This is a genomic window from Streptomyces sp. M-16 (assembly GCF_052114405.1).
In the GTDB taxonomy this organism is placed as follows: Bacteria; Actinomycetota; Actinomycetes; order Streptomycetales; family Streptomycetaceae; genus Streptomyces.
In genome coordinates this window covers 1-20,355 of the sequence record NZ_JBFRER010000049.1, presented here as the reverse complement: position 1 = coordinate 20,355, position 20,355 = coordinate 1, and the positions used below count along the sequence as shown (strand labels likewise).

General features: G+C 67.1%; 20 protein-coding genes. 3 read left to right on the top strand and 17 right to left on the bottom strand.

Annotated elements, in window-relative coordinates; genetic code table 11:
- Positions 1-36: 36 nt before the first annotated feature.
- The 7 genes from AB4039_RS22480 to AB4039_RS22450 form a co-directional block, all read right to left on the bottom strand.
- On the bottom strand, positions 37-666 hold the full coding sequence (locus AB4039_RS22480; protein WP_266843031.1) for an HAD-IA family hydrolase: 630 nt from the start codon (positions 664-666) through the stop codon (positions 37-39).
- A 322-nt stretch (positions 667-988) separates the two neighbouring features.
- Positions 989-2,224, bottom strand: coding sequence for an MAB_1171c family putative transporter (locus AB4039_RS22475; protein ID WP_266843029.1), 1,236 nt, complete (start codon positions 2,222-2,224; stop codon positions 989-991).
- An 8-nt stretch (positions 2,225-2,232) separates the two neighbouring features.
- Positions 2,233-2,760, bottom strand: a complete 528-nt coding sequence (locus AB4039_RS22470; RefSeq protein WP_266843027.1) for a hypothetical protein — start codon at positions 2,758-2,760, stop codon at positions 2,233-2,235.
- A gap of 231 nt (positions 2,761-2,991) precedes the next feature.
- Positions 2,992-3,438: a hypothetical protein gene (locus tag AB4039_RS22465; RefSeq protein ID WP_266843025.1), complete on the bottom strand. Its 447-nt coding sequence runs from the start codon at positions 3,436-3,438 to the stop codon at positions 2,992-2,994.
- Positions 3,439-4,909: 1,471 nt separating this feature from the next.
- Entirely contained in the window at positions 4,910-5,713 is an 804-nt protein-coding gene (locus tag AB4039_RS22460; RefSeq protein WP_442271642.1) for a CPBP family intramembrane glutamic endopeptidase, read from the bottom strand.
- Positions 5,714-5,733: 20 nt separating this feature from the next.
- Entirely contained in the window at positions 5,734-6,591 is an 858-nt protein-coding gene (locus AB4039_RS22455; protein ID WP_442271641.1) for a hypothetical protein, read from the bottom strand.
- Positions 6,588-7,583 carry a DHH family phosphoesterase gene (locus tag AB4039_RS22450; protein ID WP_442271640.1) on the bottom strand — a complete coding sequence of 332 codons (996 nt, stop codon included), beginning with the start codon at positions 7,581-7,583 and terminating at the stop codon, positions 6,588-6,590. The genes AB4039_RS22455 and AB4039_RS22450 overlap by 4 nt, the downstream gene beginning before the upstream one ends.
- Before the next feature lie 210 nt (positions 7,584-7,793).
- Between AB4039_RS22450 and AB4039_RS22445 the strand changes: the two genes are divergently transcribed.
- Entirely contained in the window at positions 7,794-8,129 is a 336-nt protein-coding gene (locus AB4039_RS22445; RefSeq protein ID WP_266843015.1) for a histone-like nucleoid-structuring protein Lsr2, read from the top strand.
- Positions 8,130-8,217: 88 nt separating this feature from the next.
- Here the strand turns inward: AB4039_RS22445 and AB4039_RS22440 are convergent, their stop codons facing one another.
- Complete coding sequence (locus tag AB4039_RS22440; RefSeq protein WP_266843013.1) at positions 8,218-8,712, bottom strand: SLOG family protein; 495 nt, start codon at positions 8,710-8,712, stop codon at positions 8,218-8,220.
- 57 nt (positions 8,713-8,769) lie between these two features.
- Positions 8,770-9,021: a hypothetical protein gene (locus AB4039_RS22435; RefSeq protein WP_442271639.1), complete on the bottom strand. Its 252-nt coding sequence runs from the start codon at positions 9,019-9,021 to the stop codon at positions 8,770-8,772.
- Between the two features lie 2,193 nt (positions 9,022-11,214).
- On the opposite strand from AB4039_RS22435, the gene AB4039_RS22430 reads away from it, so the two are divergent.
- Together AB4039_RS22430 and AB4039_RS22425 are read left to right on the top strand one after the other, a co-directional pair.
- Complete coding sequence (locus AB4039_RS22430; protein ID WP_266843009.1) at positions 11,215-11,679, top strand: hypothetical protein; 465 nt, start codon at positions 11,215-11,217, stop codon at positions 11,677-11,679.
- A 58-nt stretch (positions 11,680-11,737) separates the two neighbouring features.
- Positions 11,738-13,024 (top strand): ParM/StbA family protein, encoded by a 1,287-nt coding sequence (locus tag AB4039_RS22425; RefSeq protein WP_266843007.1) that lies wholly within the window; start codon positions 11,738-11,740, stop codon positions 13,022-13,024.
- Here AB4039_RS22425 and AB4039_RS22420 read toward each other — a convergent pair.
- The 8 genes from AB4039_RS22420 to AB4039_RS22385 all read right to left on the bottom strand — a co-directional run bounded on the left by AB4039_RS22420 (position 13,021) and on the right by AB4039_RS22385 (position 20,138).
- Positions 13,021-13,149, bottom strand: coding sequence for a hypothetical protein (locus AB4039_RS22420; protein WP_266843005.1), 129 nt, complete (start codon positions 13,147-13,149; stop codon positions 13,021-13,023). The genes AB4039_RS22425 and AB4039_RS22420 overlap by 4 nt on opposite strands.
- A gap of 166 nt (positions 13,150-13,315) precedes the next feature.
- Positions 13,316-13,912 (bottom strand): hypothetical protein, encoded by a 597-nt coding sequence (locus AB4039_RS22415; RefSeq protein WP_266843003.1) that lies wholly within the window; start codon positions 13,910-13,912, stop codon positions 13,316-13,318.
- 326 nt (positions 13,913-14,238) lie between these two features.
- Positions 14,239-14,727 (bottom strand): hypothetical protein, encoded by a 489-nt coding sequence (locus AB4039_RS22410; protein WP_266842999.1) that lies wholly within the window; start codon positions 14,725-14,727, stop codon positions 14,239-14,241.
- Positions 14,728-14,919: 192 nt separating this feature from the next.
- The gene (locus tag AB4039_RS22405; RefSeq protein WP_442271638.1) at positions 14,920-15,222 is read right to left on the bottom strand and encodes a hypothetical protein; all 303 of its coding nucleotides are present in this window, start codon (positions 15,220-15,222) and stop codon (positions 14,920-14,922) included.
- 672 nt (positions 15,223-15,894) lie between these two features.
- A complete protein-coding gene (locus AB4039_RS22400; protein WP_406086648.1) occupies positions 15,895-16,320 on the bottom strand; it encodes an NUDIX hydrolase in 426 nt (141 codons plus the stop codon).
- 97 nt (positions 16,321-16,417) lie between these two features.
- Positions 16,418-17,206 (bottom strand): SDR family oxidoreductase, encoded by a 789-nt coding sequence (locus AB4039_RS22395; protein WP_266842991.1) that lies wholly within the window; start codon positions 17,204-17,206, stop codon positions 16,418-16,420.
- Complete coding sequence (locus AB4039_RS22390; protein ID WP_266842989.1) at positions 17,203-18,252, bottom strand: hypothetical protein; 1,050 nt, start codon at positions 18,250-18,252, stop codon at positions 17,203-17,205. The genes AB4039_RS22395 and AB4039_RS22390 overlap by 4 nt, the downstream gene beginning before the upstream one ends.
- Positions 18,249-20,138, bottom strand: a complete 1,890-nt coding sequence (locus AB4039_RS22385) for a nucleotidyltransferase domain-containing protein (RefSeq protein WP_266842987.1) — start codon at positions 20,136-20,138, stop codon at positions 18,249-18,251. Before AB4039_RS22385 ends, AB4039_RS22390 begins: the two co-directional genes overlap by 4 nt.
- Positions 20,139-20,355 lie beyond the last annotated feature (217 nt).

Sequence of the window (20,355 nt, the reverse complement as noted above, 5' to 3'; positions counted from 1 at the left end):
GGGACGGCTGGACCAGGCGCCTGCCCGGGGGGCCGGCTACGGCGCGGCGGTGAGGTCCACGCCCAGCAGGTTCGACAGGTCGGCCACCGTCTGCTTGGGGTCCTTGTTGTGCACCCCCGCGAAACCGAGCTGCTCCGCCGCCTGGACGTACGCCTCGGTGTCGTCCACGAAGACGCACTGCTCGGCAGGCATCTCCATGAGCTTGAGCGTGATCTCGAAGAGCTCGGGGTCGGGCTTGCGCAGCTGGTGGTGCTCGGAGATCACCACGACGTCGTACAGCTTGTCGAGGTCGTAGCCGTCGTAGAGGTCCCAGGGCGCGAGGCCCACCGAATTGGACAGGATGCCCACCTTGATCCCCGCTCGCCGCGCCGCGGCGGCCGCGTTGATCAGCAGCGGCTCCGGACGCAGGCCTCCGAAGATCCTGCCCATCAAGTTGTCGGGAGAGACGCCCAGCTTCTTGCCGGCAATCTCGTTCCACTCGGTCTGGCTGACCGCTCCACGCTCGAGGTCGCTGGTGATCCGGACGCCCTCTTCGTCCTGGTACAGGGCCGAGATGCATGCACCCTGGGGAAGCCCTTCACGCTGCTCGAAGGCGAGCACCACGGGCAGGAGCGGTGTGGTGAGCACGCCTCCGAAGTCGAGGACGAGGCCGGTGTGCTGAGACATGCAGGAACTCCAGTGCTGAGAATCTGGGCGCCGCCCGTACTGGACAGCGTTCCGGCCCCGGCATACGCGTGGCGGCGACAGCGCCTGCGCTTCGCTTTCCAGGGTCGGCGGTATTTACAGGGCGGAAAACGATGCCACCCACTGTCTGGCCCACGGTACCAGCCACCTCTTTGCGGGACTGGCGGGCCCCGCCCGAATCCGAAGGGCGGCAATAGCACCTGGGGTCTATTTCCTATTTCACGCGACCTCCCAATTGAGTCGACTTCTTCAGCCGCAAGGAGCAGCACCTGCAACTCGAATAGCATTTTCGGGCTGCACCGTTTTACGCGTCCGGTTCAAGACTCAGCTCCGCAGACTGCTGCAGAAGCTCTTGAGCGTCGCCCGGGGTGATGACCGCGTAAGCCTTGCTCACTCGCACGAGCCAAGCTGCCTCACTGTTCGTGTCGACGAAAGGTTTCTCCTGGAGCGGGCCTGTCGCGTACTGGCTGGCCTTTGTGGAGGCAGCGGCACGGAGCGCCGCGGCAATCCAGTACGCCTCGGCGCCCGGCTCGGGGTCGGGGTGCGACGCGGCTGTCTCCTCAGCTGCCCACAGGAGCGTCTCCGGGGCGTAGTACCGGAGCTTCTCGCAGGCATCGGCGACGTCCTGGGTCCATCGGTCCAGGCGGACATCGCTGGGGACCCGCATGTGGATCAGCTCGGCCAGGCGCGACCCGGGCGGGTAGAGACTCGTTCCGGGGAAAGCCTTCACCAGGTCGAACCAGAGCGGGTGAAGCCGGTAGAGGGTCTTCCATGTCTTCCAGCGAGCAGCAACGACGCTGGTGGTGGGGATGCTCGCGCCTACAGCCACGATCAGGAAGAGCAGGTTCATCCACATCGCCGTGAGATCAATGAGTATCTCCACTGTGGAATGGCTCAGCGGGAAAAATACCGCCGTCCACACGATGACGATTCGGGCCGTCGTATGGAGGAGCCCCATCCACATCGAGATTCCCATGAGCCTGAGACCGATTCGCATACTGGTCGTCTCGGCTTCTCGCGCCCCCCGCGACCACTGGTAGCCGCAGACGGCGGTTGTGACGAGCGGGAAGAAGTAGAAGACGCTCATATACACAGCGGCGCCCAATTCCCCTGCATGATCGCCGAGAAAGTCGTCACTTTGCCGGTGGCGGTCCACAACGGTGAAAAAGAGAATGGTGAGCAGGGTCACGCCGATTGCGCCCACCGGGTAGGAGGCACGGGCGATCCAGCGCGACACCGTGACGTGTCGGGGCACCACGGCCTCGGAGCTCTTGCCGTAGCTGGTCGCAACGTACGTCAAGGACGCGATGATGGCGGCGGTGCTGGCGAAGTGTCTGAGGAGAGCGTTCAGGTCGATCACGGGGATGCGGTCCACGGCGTGCAGCGCTGCTGGTGTGTAGAGCCACAAGGCCACGGAGAATCCGGCGTAGCCGCCCCAGAGGGCTCGGCGGTGGGCGTCACCGTACCGGACGGCGGGGAATCGCCAGACGGCTATGAGGGTCATCACTGCCGCGGTCAGGTACCTGAAGAAGTCGAGCATGCCGTCCGTTATTCGTTCTTGGAGCTACGCCGCGGCGGAGCAACCGGGTGGGAGAGCGAGGACTCCAAGAGGCTGACCATGTCGTCGCCGGCCAACGGCTGACGGCGGGCCAACCGCTTGATCAGGGACGCCGACAACTCGGCCTGCTGCTCCTCCGGGCTGTCGTAGTTCACGCGGCCTTGGACCAGAGCCGAGGGGAATCGACGAAGGACTTCCTCCCGGATGTGCCCAGGGACGTATCGCTCGACCTCTTCATCGGTCAGGGTGCTCCCGTGGTCCAGCCACTCGTGCGCCAGCTCATGAAGGATGATGTGCTCGGTCTGGTTCCGGCTGGATCGGCGCCGGTAGAGCACGACCGTGAACTCCGGCGTCCTGACTCGAAGGCCGCAGGCTGTGCCCAGCCCTCCATCCGGGTCGTCAAAAGGCACCAGCCGAATCTGACGCTTCAGTGCATGCTCCATGTTCCGGACCAGCGCCTCGACACTGAAGGGAGTGGGCACAGGCAGATCGGCAAGCAGCTTCTCGCATTCCTTCAAGAGGGCGCGTCGCGAAGGATCCCCGCGCCACCGCATGACCGCTCTCGCGAGGTGCGTCGGCGTTCTACCGCCTGGTTCTGCACGCAACCCGCCACTCTCCCCGCTCCGGGCGGTCTTCCGTCGAGCAGCCCACCTCATCGCCCCGTCCCCCCTCGCCCCTGCCCCGCTTGCTTTCGGGTCGCCAGCCGCCCCGCGCTCAGGCATGCGTTGGGCAGGCTGAGCCAGTAGTCGTCAGACTTTCCGCGTGTGCAGTGAACCCCCGCCTCGCTGCCCAGCGTGACGACGTGTGGTGACCATGTGCAGCACGTCGTAGACGACGTGCTGCACCATCGCCACGGCCATCACCACCCTGCCGGGCTTCACCGCCCGCCGGGGTGTCTGCTTGACCGCGCCGCGCCGCTGCGCCGCGCAGACCGCGACGGCAGCGGTGCAGAGACAGAACAGGCCCATGCCTATATGCAGACCCAAGACGTCGGCGTGCGGTTCCATGAAGTACGGAACTTCAGCGACAACCTCGAACGCAACGGTGGACACGAAGGCCATCGCGATGACGGCGCCCGTGAACGCCCGGGTGGCAATGCGGTGGACTGGTCGTGATCCGCGGACACTGCGCGGGGGGAAGATGTTGTCAAACGGCTGCGCCCGGCGCTTGGTTTCCTCAACGATGTTCCCGGCCACTCTGCGTCCGGCACGGCGGCTGACCGCATACCCCTTGCCGACGCGGCGAGCTTTCCACCGCATGTACTGGCCTTACCCCCCGTTGCGGAACTGAACAGTATGGCCAGGTCAACCAAAGATGTTGACCATCTAGCCCACTTGATGGGAGATCGTACGATATCCCTACACGTAACGATCCTGTCAAGTCGACTGGATTTAGCGCACGTTCGGGTGCACCCGGGATCCATGCTCGCCGTAGTCTGCCCCAACCCTTGTGCGGGGAGGCTGACTTACTTCTCTCATGGTCTGGTCGGCGGCTCGGCTGAGTAGCCGCCACCGGAGGGCGGTCGGCAGCAGGGGTGAAGTGGCGGCAGCACGACGGACCCGGCTGCGGCCCCGCCGGCGGCAACACCTGCGGCTGCCGCGGGAGCAGTGGCCGCTGGCACGAGCCCCGCGAGTGCGATCCCACCGGCCTGTCCCAGGCCCAGAGAGGCGATGAGCCAGGCCGACGCCTCAGCGAGAGCAGGCGGGGGCCGAGGAAGTCCAGCGTGTGGAAGGCCGTCACCGGCAGCGGCGCGAGGAAGAGGCCGGGCAGTACGGCGACCGTGATGGCCAGGGCAGGGGCGGGGTCGGCAAGCGTCGGCAGGGAGCCGACCGCAAAGCCACAACCGAGCGTGCGGAGTTGACGCGTCGGCGTGCCGGGCCAGGTGCGGCGTCCGTAGAGGAGGCCGCCGATCAGGCTGCCGACGGCGAGCGCCGCGGGCGTCATCGTCGAGAGGTACTCGGCGTGGTGACGTTCGGCGGCGGCGAGGGCGACGACGTTGAGTGCTCCCAGGGTGATGCCCGCCCCGAACAGGGCTGCCGCCAGGGCGCGCAGACCAGGGGTACGGATCGGGCCGAGCCAGTGCGTGCGGGTGCAGGACGGCTTCCACGTGCGGGGCGGCCGGCGGTGCGGTGAGGAACAGCGCGCACCCGGCGAGCACGATCGCCGCTGTGGCGATGAGCACGACGGTGGTGCCGGTCAGGGTGTGCGGGGCCAGGACGAGTAGCGGGCCGCCGATGAACACGAGTTCCCGGGCGCAGGCATCGAGCGAGAGCGCGGCTCGCCGTTGGTGAGGGCTGCGCACGACGTGCGGCCACAGAACGCGCAGCGCGGCCTCCAGCGGCGGGGTGCACACGCCGGCGACCGCGGCGACGGCCGCGGCGAGGTCGGGGTGCTGGACCCAGGATCTTCGCACGACTGATGTCGAGCGTCTCGGGATGGACGAGCTTTCCTCGCGAGTCGTACGTGCGGGTGCCGACGACAGCCATGATGAGATCCTCTCCCCTCCTGATGAGCATCACTGAATAGTTACCTTCAGCCACACCCCCGGTGGCCGGATCGCCCCAGTCACCACGAACATGCCCTCCGTACGCGGGACCGGTGGCTGGCAGGCCGTCAGGTCCAGTGCGGAGGGCACCATCGGTGTCCAGAAGAGGCTGAGTACCTCGCTCACTGCATCGCGGACTCGCCACCCGGGGCCTGGGCTGCGCCTGGCGCGGTCAAGCCGGCGACCCGCCGGTAGAGCCCAAAGGCACAACCAGCGAAAGCCAGGTACAGGAGCACTGCGGAGACGGGGTTCGCCAGAGCGAAGAGCGCCTGTGCTGGGACAAGGGCGGCAGCGAGGTTGAAGCCCAGGTGCAGGAGCACGCAGGGCCACAGCACGCGCGTGTGTTCGTAGATCAGGGCCAGGAGCACCGCCAATGGCAGGGTCGAGGCGAACTGCACGGCGTTGCCGTGCAGCAGGCCGAACACCACGGCGGTGACCAGCGTGGAAGCGAGGATGCTCACCCGCTTGCGCAGCAATGGGTAGACCAGCCCTCGGAACAGGGCCTCCTCTCCCGCAGGAGCCGCGACCATGGCGAGCAGCAGGGTCGCCAGCACTCCAGCCGCGTGCCTCGTCTGGTTCGACGCGTCGAAGCCTGTGGACCCGGTCGCGGCGTAGATCCACAAGGCCAGCGACTGCCCGGCGAGGAATGCCAGAACCGCGCAGCCGACGGCGGTCCACCCGAAGCGCGGAATTTCCATGCTCGGCCGCGGGGCCGGCGCATGCGCGAGCCACTGGGGCCGCTGGATCCTCACTGAGCCGACCAGGACGACAACAAGCATGCCCAGGACGGAGGTCGCGACGATCGGCTCGCCGACGAGGCGGACTGCGACGGTGCCCAGACCGAGGTAGGCCGCGACGACGGCGAACGGCACGAGGGCGCACCACCCGATGCCGAGCAGACGCGAAGTGGTCGGTGGCGTCGTCATGGTCTTCTCCTCTACGGGGCTCAAGCAGCCGTGGTGATCTGTTCGTTGATGACGGCCTGGACGCGGGTGTCGCCGCGGAAGGTGTTCAGCTGCAACGTCGCCGTGAAGCGCAGCGTCCCGAGCTGGGTACGGCTGGCGCGCTGCACGAAGCTCTGGATCACGTCGAACTTCTCCTCGGCGACGTTCCACCACAGGCAGGACAGGCAGGACAGGCCGGACCGGGTGACCAGGCGCAGGTAGTGCGATTCGGATCCGATCCGGTCCACGCGCAGGCCCAGGGGCTCGATCGCGATCTCGACGACCGGCGTGGTGAAGCCGTACCCGAAGGGCTTGAGGCCCTCGGTCCGGCGCACCAGCTCGAACAGCGGCTGCAGATCTTCAAGGCCGGCGTCACAGTCGGCGTCCGGGCCGAGCACGAGATCGCCTTTGGGGCCATCGGTGCTGACGGCGAGCAGGGCAACCTGCGTGGTCTGCTGCAGCACGGCGGCCAGGCCGTCTCTTCCGGATCTTGCCGGACCCGCGACGCCCGGCACCGCACCTGATCCCCCAGACTCCGTCCGGGGAGACCCCCAGGTTGTCGGGGCGCCCGAGTACGTCCAGTACACGCTGCACCCCTCCGCCTTGCCATGTACGGCACCGGACGCCGCGGGCCCGGCCGACAAGATCCGAAAGAGACGACCTGGGTCGCCCAGCTTCTCGGCCTTCGCGACGCGAACGCCGCAGGCCTGCTGGTGTCCGATGGCGCTGAGACCGTCGTGCTGCTCCAGGCTGGTGATGATGTCGAACCACCTCGGCGCGCGGCCGGAACCGCTGACGAAATCGTCGGGGCCGGCAGGCCGGTTGACGAGGACGACCGGGTGGCCGTTGATCCCCATCATCCGGTTGGCCAGCAGCCCGTACGTGCCCGGGGGGCGTCCAGGAGGCACACCCACGGGGCCAGAGGCTGGTCCCCGGCGATCTTGCCGGCCTGGGCGAAGGCCTTGAGCACGATCGCGAAGACCTCGAAGGCCCGGAGGAAGACCGGGTGATGCGGCTCGGTGCGCAGCAGCTGCATCAGCATCGACCGCTCGATGTCGATGTCGATGGCATCGGGGTCGGCGTCGAACCCACCCCAGGGATTGGGGATGGTCTTCGGCGCGGCGACGCGCAGCAGGCGGGCAATCGAGATCGCATCGCGCACCAGCTGGCGGTTCTCGTACGGCACGGGCATGACGTCGGAGACAGTGCCGAGGCCGGCGAACAGACGCAGCAGGCGGATCTCCCAGAGCTTCTCGGGCCGGTGCACGCGGGTGTACGCCTCGATCACCCGGTAGAGGTCGTGGGCACCGCAGATCCCGGTATGGGCGTAGGTCTCGTCGATCCGGCACGGGTCGACAGTGATGTCCGCGGTCGAGCCCGGCGCGAGCTCCTCGTGGTGGTCGGTCACCAACGTCGTCCAGCCCAGGGCACGCGCGGCGGCGATACCGCGGCGGGAGTTCACTCCGCCGTCGCTGGTGAGCAGAGCCCGGGCATCAGGCCACTTCGCATGGATCTCGGCGACGTCCTCGGGCGCGAGCTCGCAGCCGCGGCGGTAGTCGGGGAGGTGCAGCTCGACGTCAAAGCCGAGCTCGGACAGGCCTGCGTGGCCGAGGACGCCAGAGGAGATGCCGTCCATGTCGAAGTCGGGGGCGGTGCTGATCTTCTTGCCCGCGCTCCGGGAGTCATGAAGGGCTTCGACCATCTCGGCCAGGTCCAGGAGTTCGTCGTGCTCGGTGGACTCGATCTCCTTCAGGTACTGATCCGACCATCCTCTGCGTTGGCACAGCAGCATGAAGAGGTCGATGTCCTCGTCGGCGAGCGAGTGGTCGTCGACGGCATGAAGCGTGGACATCGTGGAGGCCCTCTCGATCGGGGTCGCTGGTCGGTGGAGAACGGGGCATGAGACGCCTTTCAACGTTACTGCGATTCTAGCAGTAACAGTCACTCCTTCTGCCAATTCACCAGCATCTTTGAGCCTCATCCGGGCCCCAAATGGCACACCTATGTCGAATGATTGCGACAGGCTTTCCAAAGTCCTTGCGCATCAGCTACTCTCGCCAGTATGGCTATTCGAAGCATTGTCGAGTCAGATCTCAGCGGTAAGCCGGATGCGGCTACCGTGACCTTCGGCCTGGGAGACACCTGGTACGAAGTCGATCTCACAGCTGAGGAGAAGAAGAGCCTTGAGGCTGCGCTGAAGTCGTACATGGAGGTCAGCCGGAAAGCCGGGAAGCCTGCACCCAAGAAGCGAGTCGTACCTGAGACGACTGCCGAGGAGCGAGACAAGATCCGCGAGTGGGCCAAGGAGAAGGGCCACGAGTTCGCGGATCGGGGGCGCATCCCGAAGAAGGTCATGAAGGCCTACGACGAGGCTCACGGCATCGATCGGAGCAACTAGCGCTGAGCCTGATGTTCGCCTCCTGGCCGACTTCTCTCGTTCGCCCCCGAAGGGCCCTGCAGCACACTGCAGGGCCCTTCGCGCGTCTTCAGACCGGATGGATCACGTTGGTCGTCTTGATCCCCGCAGCTCGCGCTCGAGCCCTGCAGTGGATGGTGCCGTGCGAGAAGTGCCCCGGTGTATCTGGCATGAGCTGCTCCTGGCTTCGCTTCGGGCATCCGGGCTTCTGGCAGAGGTCGAAGAAGGCCGTGCACAGCACCTGAGCCCCGGCCTCGCGGAAGACCTGGGCGGCGTCGACCATCTCCTGGTTCCGCTGGAAGCCGGCTGCTCCCCTGTGGGCCGACCAATCGGCGGGAAAGATGATGATCTCGGAGCCTGCGTCCCGCCACATCAGTTCAGCCATGGCGTCGGCCCCCTTGGGACAGTGCCCCGAAAGAAGCACCGGCCGGGTGGCGTTCTTGGGCCCCCAGCCGCGCCAGGCGTCGCTGAACGTCTCACGCATGCTCTTCGCGTCGTTCCAGCTGCGGGAACCGGTGACGAGGACGACGCGCGAGGACGATTCTGGAATCATTTCAGCAATCATTCGAGTCTCCTCTCCTTATGACTCGGTGGTCTCCACAGCTGGAATCGAGAGCTGTGGTCATGACGTCTGGGCAGGCGCGGCGGCCCGCATGCCGCTGTCCCATTCCGGCCAGCCGGTACTGGACCCGATCACGGCCAGGCCCTTCTCCCGATGGAGCTCGACGCGGATCTGATCGTCACTACACATCGGCATGAGGTGGGCGATGTACATCCCGTCACCGCTGCGGGGGATGCTCACGGTGACGACCGTTCTGTTCTCGTCGTCGGTGAAGTCGACACTATCGACGTCCCCGACTTCGCCGGAGCGCATACTCGGCGACGGCTTCGCTGTTCGACTGCTACAACTTCGGCACGCAGCAGGCTCCTTTATCGCAGGACGAGTTCAGGCTGGGACTGTGTCGATGTCGTGCCTCTGCGTGGACTCGGGTGGGGTAGCGACCATCGAGTGCGGACCCCGGTGGGGTCCGTGCGATCTCGATGTTCAGCCCAGCTCCCGCGCCAGCCCTGCCGGCTGACGACCCGGAAGATCCCGCTTGAGTGATCCACCCCTGGCCGGATCGCACTGCGAGCCGCCGCGCGGAGCGTCACTTCTCGCCTGAGCCAGGCGCTGCCCGCCCGCCTATCCACTGCTGCACCCTTCACCCCTGTCCGCTCGCTGGTCCGCACGTCTGTGGACAACTGCGGCGGGGCAGCGTTGGGGTTCGCCTCTCAAGCGCAGGGCTGGGCATAGCCAGAGGGAGCGCCGGCGACCGAGGGGCCGGCGAGCTCAGCGACCGGTGGAAACCCGTCGGGCTATGCCTGACACGTCATCGGAGCGCAGTAAAGAGGCCGAGCGGAGCGAGGGTCCGCAGGGCACGCGTTATCAGTTTCCCTTATGCCCTTTCACTTCCTTGTCGCCGTCCCCGCTGTTCCACGGCTGGAGCATGAGTGGAAGCCTGGAACATCAGGGGAAACGGTCCGTACCCTCTCGACTCGTACCCCTCCCCCCTTTCGAGCAGCGGGAGTACGGGTCTGGCCGTTTCGCCTGGTCGTCACACCTTCTGGCCGTACTGCTGTTTCGTCGTTCCGGATACGGCCGTACCCCCGTGCCGATCCGTCCTCGTGAGGCACGAACGAGGCGGGGTACGGGTCTGCCCCCGACGGCGCACAGCTCCGGTTCGCCACCTTGCTGCCGCAGGCGGCACAGCCCTCGCCTAGCAGCGGATCCGTCCTCGCGCGACGCCGTCGCTTCGGCTGTGGATAACGCTCTGCTTCATCGCTCGCTGCTGACGGCGTAGCCGGCCTCGCACCATCGTGTTGCTGGTTGCACCGACCTGGATTCGCCGTGCTCTGGCCGTTGCTCCGGTGGTGCCGCGGCGGCGTGCCAGCACGTCACGCACCGCGCCGGAGGCGGGCGTTCGGCACTACCTTGTCGACACACGATCCGGCCCCGGGCCGTGTTTCGTTTCGCGCTTGCGCGGCGAGCCCGGGGCGGTCTCTCGTGGATGCATCAGAAGAAGAGAGCCCCGGCTGCGGCGACCATCTGCCCATCGGGCACAGCGAGCAGCTCGAGGGGTATCGGAGCGTTGTCGTCTTCCTCCAGGGAGCGCCTCCGCAGCAATGCCTCCGAGCCCCTTCCACCCCACGGCCCGTACTGTGCAAGCACGTCATTCCTCGCACGCTCGCTGGGTGTGGGGGCCTACTCCCCCCTTCGACCCTTCTCACTCTGCGCGACCGTGTCGGCTCGATGACGCCCCCGTGCCGACCGCCGCACCAGCGCTGTGTCGGTGYCTCGCTGACAGCTGTGCCGGCCACGCTCCGCCAGCGGTCCGTGACTGTCTCAACGTACCCGCCGGATGGCTTCAGCAAGGGGGCGGTCAGGCCTCGCGGCCCCGTGAATCAGCGCTTCCCTCGCGTCTCTGCGGTGACCCACCGGAACACGCAGGGGCCGCGACTGGGACACGCATAAGACACCGACTGATGTTGCTGGGTCTTTCAGAGTCCCGCGCGTGTCCGCACAGTATCTCGTGCGCGCTCCAACAGTGCCGCCCCGGTGTCGCACATAGCGCCCTCGGAGGACACGTCTGTGTCGGGGAGCCGGGTGGCGTCTCTGAGGAGGCGCAGTCGGGACACCAGTGGGAGCTTACGCGTGCCCCCGATCGGCTTCCCCGAGACCACGCCCTGACGCCAGGTGTCTCGCGGGCGTCCCGTGGGAGCCCTTGTTGCGTTGCATGTGGGACTCATAGGCGCATGGCGCCGTCGGCTTGCGCCCAGTCGTCTCCGGCAGGGGCACTGCAGCGCCTCGCAGGTGTCTCCGCCGGAGACGACCGGGGACATTAATGGCGTCCAACTCGCGTATCGAATGGGACTTGCATGGGGCTCAATAGGGACACTAGAGTGAGCTCATAGTGATTCGAATCCGAAGGGAAACATGAAGGGTGGTGAGTCCACGTGACAGAGCGAGAGACATTCGGCGAACGACTGGATGGAGTGCAGGAGCGATCGGAAGGGCGAGGTGAGTGCAATGGCGAATCAGCCGAGTGAACCTCGCAAGATCCGCTGGACCGTGCCCGCTGCCGACACCTCGGTGATCGAGTGGCTCGATCAGCAGGAGAACATCTCGCAGTCACTGCGACTGCTCATTCGGGAGTCCATTCAGCGCGACGGATACGTCGACGTCTACTACAAGCCCGTCGAGCAGCTGCCGCGTCGCGGCCGGCCGCCGCTGGAGAGCACCGAGCAGCGCGAGGACGACGAGGCGGTCACCGAGCGCCGTCCGACCGCCATTCCTCGCCAGCCACAGCCCGTGGTCGCCGACCAGGCCGACGCCGTCGTCGAGAAGACAGCACCAGCGCCGGTAGCCCAACCCGAGCCGGTTCCCACACCTGTTGAGACGGTCGAGGATCCTGCGGTAAGTGCCCCCGGCCCAACCCCGGAGCCGCCGAAGCTGGCCTCCATTGACGAAATCATGGCGAGTACTCGGCGCTGAGTGACGCGGTGAATTTCATTTTCCAGGCAGACAACACAGACACCGAGGGACCGGATTCATGAGCGCCAACAGCAACGACATCATCACCCTCACCGGCGGCATCGACGTCGGCAACGGCTACGTCAAGGGCGTCATCCAGAATACGAAGCGGGAGATCTTCGACGAGATCGATCTGCCCAGCGCAGTCGTCTCGACTTCCCGCACCTCGCCGAAGGTGCCGCTCCCCGACGCGGATGCGGCCTCCGTGATGGCCGGCGACTTCTACAACCAGCTCGACTGCTCGCTCACCACAACCCTGGTTGCGGCGTCGGACCGCCGAATCTTCGGCCGGGCAGCGCTGAGCGTGCGCGGCTCGAAGTTCACCGAGTTCGAGGTACTGGGCAAGCACTCCAAGGCTGATCAGGAGCTGAGCAAGGTCCTGGTCCTGGGTGCCTTCGCCGCGAAGGCCCTGCGCGACTACGTCCGCGAGAACGGCGCGCTGCCCGATCACGAGCTGCGCGTGCACGTGCGCGCCGGCCTGGCGCTGCCGATCTCCGAGTTCGTCGCGCGCCGCCACGCCTACGCCGCCGAGTTCATCGGTCTGCTGGGCAGCTCCGACCCCGCGGTGCACCTGGTGACGATCAAGAACTTCAGCACCCCGGTCTCGGTGCGCCTGCAGTTCGTCGACGTTCAGGTGATGGCCGAGGGTGCCTCCGCGCAGTTCGCCATCACCGACAAGGGCGAGCCGCTGGCCCAGGCTCTTCTTGATGATCTGCGCACTCGCGACGCCTCCGTCGTGGAAGGGGTCACGGCCTCCGATCTGGTGGCGGTGCAGAACACCATCGGCGTCGACATCGGTGAGGGCACCGTGAACTTCCCGGTCTTCACCGATGGGCGGTTCAACCCCGAGGCGGCAGCCACGCTCGACGAGGGCTACGGCACCGCGCTGATGAACGCCATGGAGCGCATGAGTGAGTCGGACGCCACGCTGCAGTTCTCCTCACGCAAGCAGCTGGCGGACTTCCTCCACGCGAAGCCGTCTGTGCTGGTGAAGAATCGTCACCAGCGCGCCGCCGGCTTCGTCGAGGACGAGGCCAGCTACCTGGTCGACGAGATCCTCTCCTCCTTCGGCGACGTCCTCTCCCAGGCCGGTGCGACGACCGAGGTCGTCTACGTCTACGGCGGCGGCTCGGGTCCTATCAAGCACCTGCTGCACCCTGCGCTTCTGAAGGCCGCTGGCGATGTGCCCGTGCTCTACCTCGACTCGAGCTACTCGCGACACCTGAACCGCGAGGGCCTGTACATCGCGGCCCGGCACGTCGAGCAGCAGGCCGTCGCCGCGAAGCCCGCGGGCAAGCACAGTTAAGGAGGTGGCCTGATCCTCAGGCTGATGCCAGAGATCGCGCTTTCAACTGCGGCGACACCCTGCTCGGCGAGGGCGTCGTCGACATACTTGATGTAGAGCAGGGTGTGCTCGGTGCGCTCGGGCATGGCGATCTCCCCCGGAAGATGTGATGGATTCGGCAGTGAGACCCCCGGCGCTGCTCTGCAGCGGAGCGCCTGGCTCACGGCTGTACTCCTGGCGTGGACGTGATCTTCCGAAGGCCAGACCGGATCAGCTCCGCTGATCATGCAGAAAGGGAGAGCCCCCAGTCGGCTACGGCTGGATACTGCCGTCCGGCACGAGGATCGTGATCCGGTCCTGACACAGTTGCTGGCCACCGTTCGAGAAGAGACCACTCAGGCTTCCTGTGACCGTGCCTTCCTGGTCGGGCCCGATCTTCGGCCACCCCCTGGCGTGCGGGTCCCCGGTGTAGCTCGGGTTCGACGCATCGAAGGGCTTGACCGTGCAGCGCAGCCGCTCGGGGCGTGGCGTCCGGTCTGCCTCGTGTGGAACGGTGATCCGGACCTCGATGTCGTTGGTGAAGGTCAGGTGGCGCCAGAAGGGGTTGCCGTGATGGCGACGCGCACCGTGTGTGGCCACTGGTGCCCGTCGGGCAGCATCGACCACCACTCCTTTCCACTGTGCCTCGCTGCTCGCGCTGCCGGTGTACGGCGCCCAGGCCGCGCCGCGCGCGTAGTTGAACCCAAACCGCATCAGGTGCCACCCGGCGGCGGTCTTCAGTCCTTCCGTGTTCGCGCCGTCGGTGACGGCGTCCAGGTAGATACCGGCGGGGTGGTTCTCCCGACCGGCCGCGCCCCGCTCCGTGAGCGGGATCATGTGGCGTTCGGTCGCGCTGCCCTCGGCGGTCATGAGCCGCAGCGTGGCACCCCCACCGGCGAGCGGATACGCCATCCGGATTTCCGCGACGGTCGGTCGGGCGCGGCGGCGGCCTTCTCCCGCTCGTGGGCAACCGCGCCGACCGCCAGCGCGAGCGCGCCCTTTACGGGTGGTGCTATGGCTGCCGACCTGCCGCCGCTCGCCGCCGACTTCGCGCACCATCCAAACCGGTTCCGCGTACCTGGTGACCTGGTACACCGCACAGGTGCATTGCGGAAACCGGCGTGCGGTCAGTGCCCCGCCTCGCCTCGAACCGGGAGGGACCGGCCAAAGGCCCCGGATCCGCAGGCGCCGTGGCGTTAGAACGGAGGGCGGAAGAGGCCGCAGTCTTCGCACGAGCCGCACAGCGGTTCCGGGGTGTGCAGAGTCTCGCCGGACACGTATGACAACGGAGCCAGGGCGGTGGCGAGGTCGACCTTCCGGCCTCGGACAATCTCGGCGGCTGGGACGTCGATGCGGAAGCCGCTGGCCGGGTAGTCCGGGTGGTCGGAGAACACCACGGCACACATCCAAGCGCCGGAGTGGCGCTTGCGCGGCAGCGGCTCCTCCTCGACACCCTCAGGCAGAGCCTCCTCCCGGAACTCGATCGGCACCACGACGACGCGGTAGGCCTGGTGAGTGCGCGGCTGCTGCCAGGGCAGTTCGACGAGCAGGTCCTTGGGCCACTCGTCGATGGTCACGGGCAGAGTTGACAGGTAGTGGTTCAGCGAGCCTTCGGGGGCCTGGGCCAGCCGGGTCCGCTCCTGCTCTTCGGTCTCGATGCAGCCGATGCGGCTGAGGAAACTCATGATGGTCCGTGCTCCTTGGTCAGTGCTTGTGCTGGGGGTGGGCCGCCCGCATGGGTTCGAAAGAAGACGAGTTCGTCGAGTTCGCAGCGCCCGCCGTAGATGTGTGCGGCCTCCAGGGCGGCGAGGTCCTGGTGAACGAGGTCGTCCGGATTCGTCAGCCAGGGGACGAACACCTCGGCGTTGCCAGTGCCGTTACGGAGTACGGATGCTGGAGTGCAAGGGCCAGCACAGGACAGCCCCGAGCACTCCGGTACCGCAGATCACCCAAGTCGCGGTGACGACGGCCAGCGCGAGGTTGCTGCCCCACAGGCCGGCGTACCGTCCACGTGCTCCAGGCGGGGCAAGACGGCTGACAAGATCTCGCGCCGCGATGAAGAGGATGATCTCGCCGGGTACGGCAGCGGCAGCGGCAAGGCAGTAGCCGCTCATGGAGTCGGCCAGGCTGGCCAGGCCCATGCCGATGAGGAGGGAGCTGGCGGCGAGCGAGCCTGTCATGGGTTCGCCCGAGATCGCAGTTGAAGGAGAGAAGCAGCCGCTCAGCGTGTTTCGCTGTAACCGCACTCGGAGCACGTGTGCGTGGTCTTCTTGCCAGCGCGGATGCCGTAGGCGCTCGACTCCATATCGCTGGCGCAGTTCGGGCAGTTCATGGCTCGACTCCTGGCGGGACAAGGACGTTCTTCAACGTCAGATCCGGATCAGCTCTGCTGATCCCTTGTGCTCACTGCCTTCACGGGGCGAGTAAGGCGAGCCACGAAAAAACACAGCACCCCGGCGCCGCACCTGCCCGAAGGCAGAGCGCGCACCGGGGTGCTGGGGAAGTTGGAGCTGCAGAGATCTCCAGGGACACGCCACAGGGATCACCTGCAGCGCTCAGGAATCGAACCCCTTCCGTGGTCGGTCTGCACGGTGTGCCCACTGGCGTACGCCGAGGATCAGCCGGCGCACTGCGGATCTGAACCGCTCCGTGCAGAAGTCTGTGGTGGGTTTGTTAGGCCAACCGCCATACCAACCGAATTCCTTCGAAGGTGACGGGCTGCTCCGCCTGGACGTGAGATCCGAACACACCAGCTCGCCCCACGTGCCCTTGCACAGCTCGTGATCGGCCAGATGGTCTTCCTCGCTGTCGCGCGGCGTTCGCGGCCAGGAAGCCGAGTTTCCAGCGCCGCTTCACGCCCATTCGGACATGACCTCCTGGATCAGGGGCAGCACCGATGGAGGCTGGAGGTTGAGGGTGGCCAGGGCCTGGGGGGTGGTGAGGGGGGTCTCGACGAGTTCGTAGGTGCCGCGATCGACACGCGTGAACTCGCTGCCGGTACGGTCGTCGAAGGCCCAGGTGCGGACCTCGGCGAGATAGATGTGCTGGATCTCTTCGCGTTCGATGTCGGCGAGAGTGCCCAGCAGCCGGACGATGTGAGCCTTCCCGGCAATCTCCTCGTGGATCTCACGGTGGAGAGCCGCTTCCGGGGTGGGGTCGCCGTCCTCGATGCCGCCGCCGACGAGGACGTGGTAGACGTCGCGGCCGGGGACGGTGCGGCGGATGATGAGCATGGTGTGGGCCGGGGTGATCAGGACGGCACGCACTCGTTCTTTCACTGTGTCTCCTCAGGCGTTGCTGTCGAGGAGATCAGTTCATCATCCAGCCGCCGTCAACGTGGAGACTCTGACCGGTGATGAACCCGGCCGGAGGAGATCAGTTCATCAGCCAGCCGCCATCGACGTGGAGACTCTGACCGGTGATGAACCCGGCCGAAGGACTTGCCAGGTAGGCGACAGCGGCCGCCACGTCCTCCGGCCGCCCGCGGCGGGGAACGCACTGGCGGGCGATCTGGTGCTCGGGGGACACCCGGGCGGAGGGCGGGAGGGCATCTTCAGCAGGAACCTGGATCGCTCCGGGCAGGACCGAGTTGACGGTGATCCCGCCCGCGCCGACATCGCGGGCCAGGGACCGGGTCAGTCCGATCATCGCGGACTTGGCCGTGGCGTAGGGGGTGAGCTGGCGACGGCCCACGAGGGCATTGATCGAGCCGATGTTCACGATCCTGCCCCACTCGCGTGCCGTCATGCTCGCGGTGACAGCCTGGCACAGGCGGCGCGGAGCGTGGAGGTTGACGGCCAGGGACTGTGCCCAGTCGGCCTCGTCCAGGTCTTCCCAGGGGATACGGGGGTAGGCGCCGGCGTTGTTGATCAGGATGTCGACGGGTGCGAGGGCGTCGGTGACGGTGGCGATCAGGGCGGCCGGGAACATCGGATCGGTGAGATCACCGGAGACGGCGATGCCTCGGGTGGGCAGCTGGTCCAGGAGGCCGGCGGCGGCAGCGTCCTCGTCGAAATGGGCGATGGCAACCTGGGCGCCGGCGGTGGCGAGGGCACGGCAGATCGCGCTGCCGATGCCACCGGTGGCTCCGGTGACCAGAGCAGTGCGGCCGCGCAGGGGTCGGCTGCGCAGCGTCTGATCAGTGATGGGGAGGGTGGGGTTCACGGAAGCTCCGTTTCAAATGTGTGCTGGGTGAAGAACTCGGTGGCGTTGCTGCTCGTCTGATGGAGTTCGGCGGCTTTGATCAGCATCAGGAGGGTGTCGGTCGTCGTCATGGGCCGGGGACTGACGACGCCGAGGACGCGGAGGGTGAGGAAGGGGCGCAAGTCGTGCCAGGGGATGTCGGGCAGGGCTTGCAGGGCGGTGGTGAGGGCGGCTCGGCGGCCGGGGCCGGTGTTCCACTGGTAGTGGATGTCGAGGTGTCGGAGTCGGGGGTGGTGGTGCTGCTGGGTGATCCGGGGGGTCGTGAGGGGCGGCAGGGCGAGGCGCATGGTGCGCTGGTAGGTGTCGGGTTGATAGGTGGGGACGAGCCAGCCGCCCAGGCCCATCAGGTACCAGAGGAGGTTGGCGGCTTCGCCCGGAAGGGTGTTGAGGCCGGCGAGTGTGAAGTCGAGCCAGCACAGGGGGTCGGCGATGTTGGGCTCGGTGGGGTCTCCCTGAGTGTGTCCGCTCACCCAGCTGCTGTCCGGTGTCAGGATCTGGCGGGTGGTGTGGACGATGTCGGGGAGGTTGATGGCGAGCGGCCGGCCGTTGACGGTGATCGTGTGGTCGGCGAGGTCAGCCGCAGTGAGAGCGGGAACGTTTCCTCCGGCCGGAACGAGGGAGTGGCCGGGGTTCAGGTACCAGGTGTCCAGGCGTCCACCGGGTCGGATGCGGTCGGCGTAGAGGGTGGGAACGCAGCTACTCAGGGGGTATCGGCGTTCGGGCATGAAGGCCGTGGTCAGGTCGTGGCACACGGCTTCAACGAGCTCGACGACACGGGGTATCTGGCTCGGGTCGCGGTCGGCGAGGGCGATGATGTCGCCGAGGAGGAGTTCGCACCGTCCCTGAGCGAACACGTCGTCGAAGACCACCTGGCTGCCGTCCGGCCCGTCGTGAAGACCATGGAGCCGGGGAACGGAGAGACGGTGTTCGACCAGGCGGTGGCCAAGAACTTCCCTCCTCGCGGCCGTGCGATCGGGGAAGTTCTTGGCGAAGACTGCGTCGGTCACTGCTCCACTCCGTTCATGGTGTCGTTCCACAGGTCGAGGACGATCCGGGCGGCCTCGAGGGCGGCGTCGCGGTCGGTACGGGCGGTGCGGGCCAGGGAGGTGTCGTGGCCGTGGGCGCCGAGGAGCATGGTCAGGGCGTCCTCGTCGGCGGAGACCGGTACGCCGCGGAACTCCAACTGCACCTTCGCGGACACCCCCGTCACCTTGTAGAGGGTGCGCAGATCGCCGGCGCCGGCGAGGATCTGCCGGCGGATGTCGAAGGTTGCTTGGACCCCGTTCATGACGGTGGCGGCCACGATGGCGGCCGGGTCCGGAGCGGGGAGCCGCAGGCCGTTTCGGACCCACAGCGGGGTGATGGCACCAGCACCGATCTGGGCCAGCACATGCTGGAGCCGAACGGACAGGTTTCCGGCGCGGCATTCGGCGAGCGTGACGACGCTGATGCCGAGCTTGACGCCTTCCAGGTCGGCGCGGAGTTCGGCCAGCACGTGGGCGAGGGCACCCAGACGGGCGTTGTCGGAGACGACGAACACATCGAGGTCGCTCCACCCGCTCTGGAACTCGCCCCGGGCACCGGACCCGGTGACGGCCAGCAGGTCCACCACCGGGTCAGCGCCGCCGGTGGTGCGGTCCAGCAGCTTGTGCAGGTAGGACTCCAGGCTGATCGGGAGGCCCAGCATGTTCACGGGCTGCGCCTCCGGGCGCCGTGCGGGCCAGTGGCGATCGAGGACCATCGCGTCCAGGCAGCGCTCCAGGCCGAGCCGTGTACCGGAGTTGTCGATCACCCGGTCCGCGATGCCCGCGATCCTGTCCGCGCCTCGACTCTCCTTGACGACGTCGCGCACGACCACGTCGTCGGCTCCGGTTTCGCTGCGTGCGCGGCGGGCCGCCATGGGCGTGTCGAGGTACGTGACGGTGACCTGCCGTCCGAGCAGTCGCCGCAGTGCGGCGGTGGACCCCAAGGAGTGCAGCGACTCGATCGTCACGTCCTTCACGTAGTAGTGGGCCGTCAGATAGCGATCCAGGGCGTCGACGATCAACTCGGCCTGGACGACCTCCGTGACCGCGTACGGGTCGGGTATGCCGGCGTGCGCGGCGGCGGTGTCGAGCAGCCACCCGAGCTTGAGGCGGGCGTGGCCGTGTCGCATGCGCAGATACTCGCCGGCGGTGCTCTTGCCGCTCTCGGACAGCCCGGCGAGCGCGATGATCTGCACCCCGTCCAGGGCACGGGCAGGCACGGCCGAGTGCCACGGGTGCAGCACACGCCGGATCTCCCGCTGCACCTCGACGATGGAGCGGTCACCGATCAGCACCGTGTGCGAGAAGCGGCCCTCTTCGGCCATGCCGTGGAGTCGTTCGTGCAGGGCCTGCTGGTAGCGGTCGTAGGGCGGGGTGACGCTCGCCTGGTGGGCGAGGCTGCGGGTCACGTTCTCGCCGATCTCCTCGGAGAACGCCAGATAGAGGGAAAGCTCAGCGTTCTCGGCGGCGCGAAGGTCCGTGGCCCAAGGTTCGAGCAGGGCCCGTGCCCGGTCGGCCGCCGCCGGGGCGGCCAGGTTCTCGCGGACGGCGACGGTGGCGGCGACCGACGCCTCCAACATGGGGATGCCCCGGTCCAGCAGTCGCAGGCTCTCGCCGTCGGGGGCGGCGGATCGCGCGAGGTAAGAAGACGCGAGGACGTCCACGACCTCCTCGATGGGGCCCGTCTCGAACCACCACCCGGCCATGTCGCCCTGGATAGCGGTCCATCGAGAGTCGTGGTCGTGCAGGGCGCCGGCGGGCGCCGCAGCCGGACCGATCCGGCGGGCCAGCAGGCCGATCTGCGTGGTCTTACCCGTGTTATCGGCCCCATTGAATGCGACCGACAACATCGTGGACTCGTGATCCATCAGGTTTCTCCTCCTACAGCGCGGGCAGCACAAAGCGCTGCCCACCACATGGGTGTTCAGGGAAAAGGGGTCAAGTGCGGGATCCGGCCTGAACACGGCCAACCCCGATGGGTTCAACACACAACACAGCGCCCGGATCGATGACATCGTCCGCGCGCAGTTGAGTGATTCAGGCTGAGACATTCACTTGTCTCTCATGCCACCATCCGGATCGGCT

Coding starts and splice junctions, on each gene's coding strand:
- AB4039_RS22480 (WP_266843031.1), bottom strand. CDS start 666: ATGTCTCAGCACACCGGCCTCGTCCTCGACTTCGGAGGCGTGCTCACC.
- AB4039_RS22475 (WP_266843029.1), bottom strand. CDS start 2,224: ATGCTCGACTTCTTCAGGTACCTGACCGCGGCAGTGATGACCCTCATA.
- AB4039_RS22460 (WP_442271642.1), bottom strand. CDS start 5,713: ATGACGACGCCACCGACCACTTCGCGTCTGCTCGGCATCGGGTGGTGC.
- AB4039_RS22455 (WP_442271641.1), bottom strand. CDS start 6,591: ATGATGGGGATCAACGGCCACCCGGTCGTCCTCGTCAACCGGCCTGCC.
- AB4039_RS22450 (WP_442271640.1), bottom strand. CDS start 7,583: ATGTCCACGCTTCATGCCGTCGACGACCACTCGCTCGCCGACGAGGAC.
- AB4039_RS22445 (WP_266843015.1), top strand. CDS start 7,794: ATGGCTATTCGAAGCATTGTCGAGTCAGATCTCAGCGGTAAGCCGGAT.
- AB4039_RS22440 (WP_266843013.1), bottom strand. CDS start 8,712: ATGATTGCTGAAATGATTCCAGAATCGTCCTCGCGCGTCGTCCTCGTC.
- AB4039_RS22435 (WP_442271639.1), bottom strand. CDS start 9,021: ATGCGCTCCGGCGAAGTCGGGGACGTCGATAGTGTCGACTTCACCGAC.
- AB4039_RS22430 (WP_266843009.1), top strand. CDS start 11,215: ATGGCGAATCAGCCGAGTGAACCTCGCAAGATCCGCTGGACCGTGCCC.
- AB4039_RS22425 (WP_266843007.1), top strand. CDS start 11,738: ATGAGCGCCAACAGCAACGACATCATCACCCTCACCGGCGGCATCGAC.
- AB4039_RS22420 (WP_266843005.1), bottom strand. CDS start 13,149: ATGCCCGAGCGCACCGAGCACACCCTGCTCTACATCAAGTATGTCGAC.
- AB4039_RS22415 (WP_266843003.1), bottom strand. CDS start 13,912: ATGACCGCCGAGGGCAGCGCGACCGAACGCCACATGATCCCGCTCACG.
- AB4039_RS22410 (WP_266842999.1), bottom strand. CDS start 14,727: ATGAGTTTCCTCAGCCGCATCGGCTGCATCGAGACCGAAGAGCAGGAG.
- AB4039_RS22405 (WP_442271638.1), bottom strand. CDS start 15,222: ATGACAGGCTCGCTCGCCGCCAGCTCCCTCCTCATCGGCATGGGCCTG.
- AB4039_RS22385 (WP_266842987.1), bottom strand. CDS start 20,138: ATGGATCACGAGTCCACGATGTTGTCGGTCGCATTCAATGGGGCCGAT.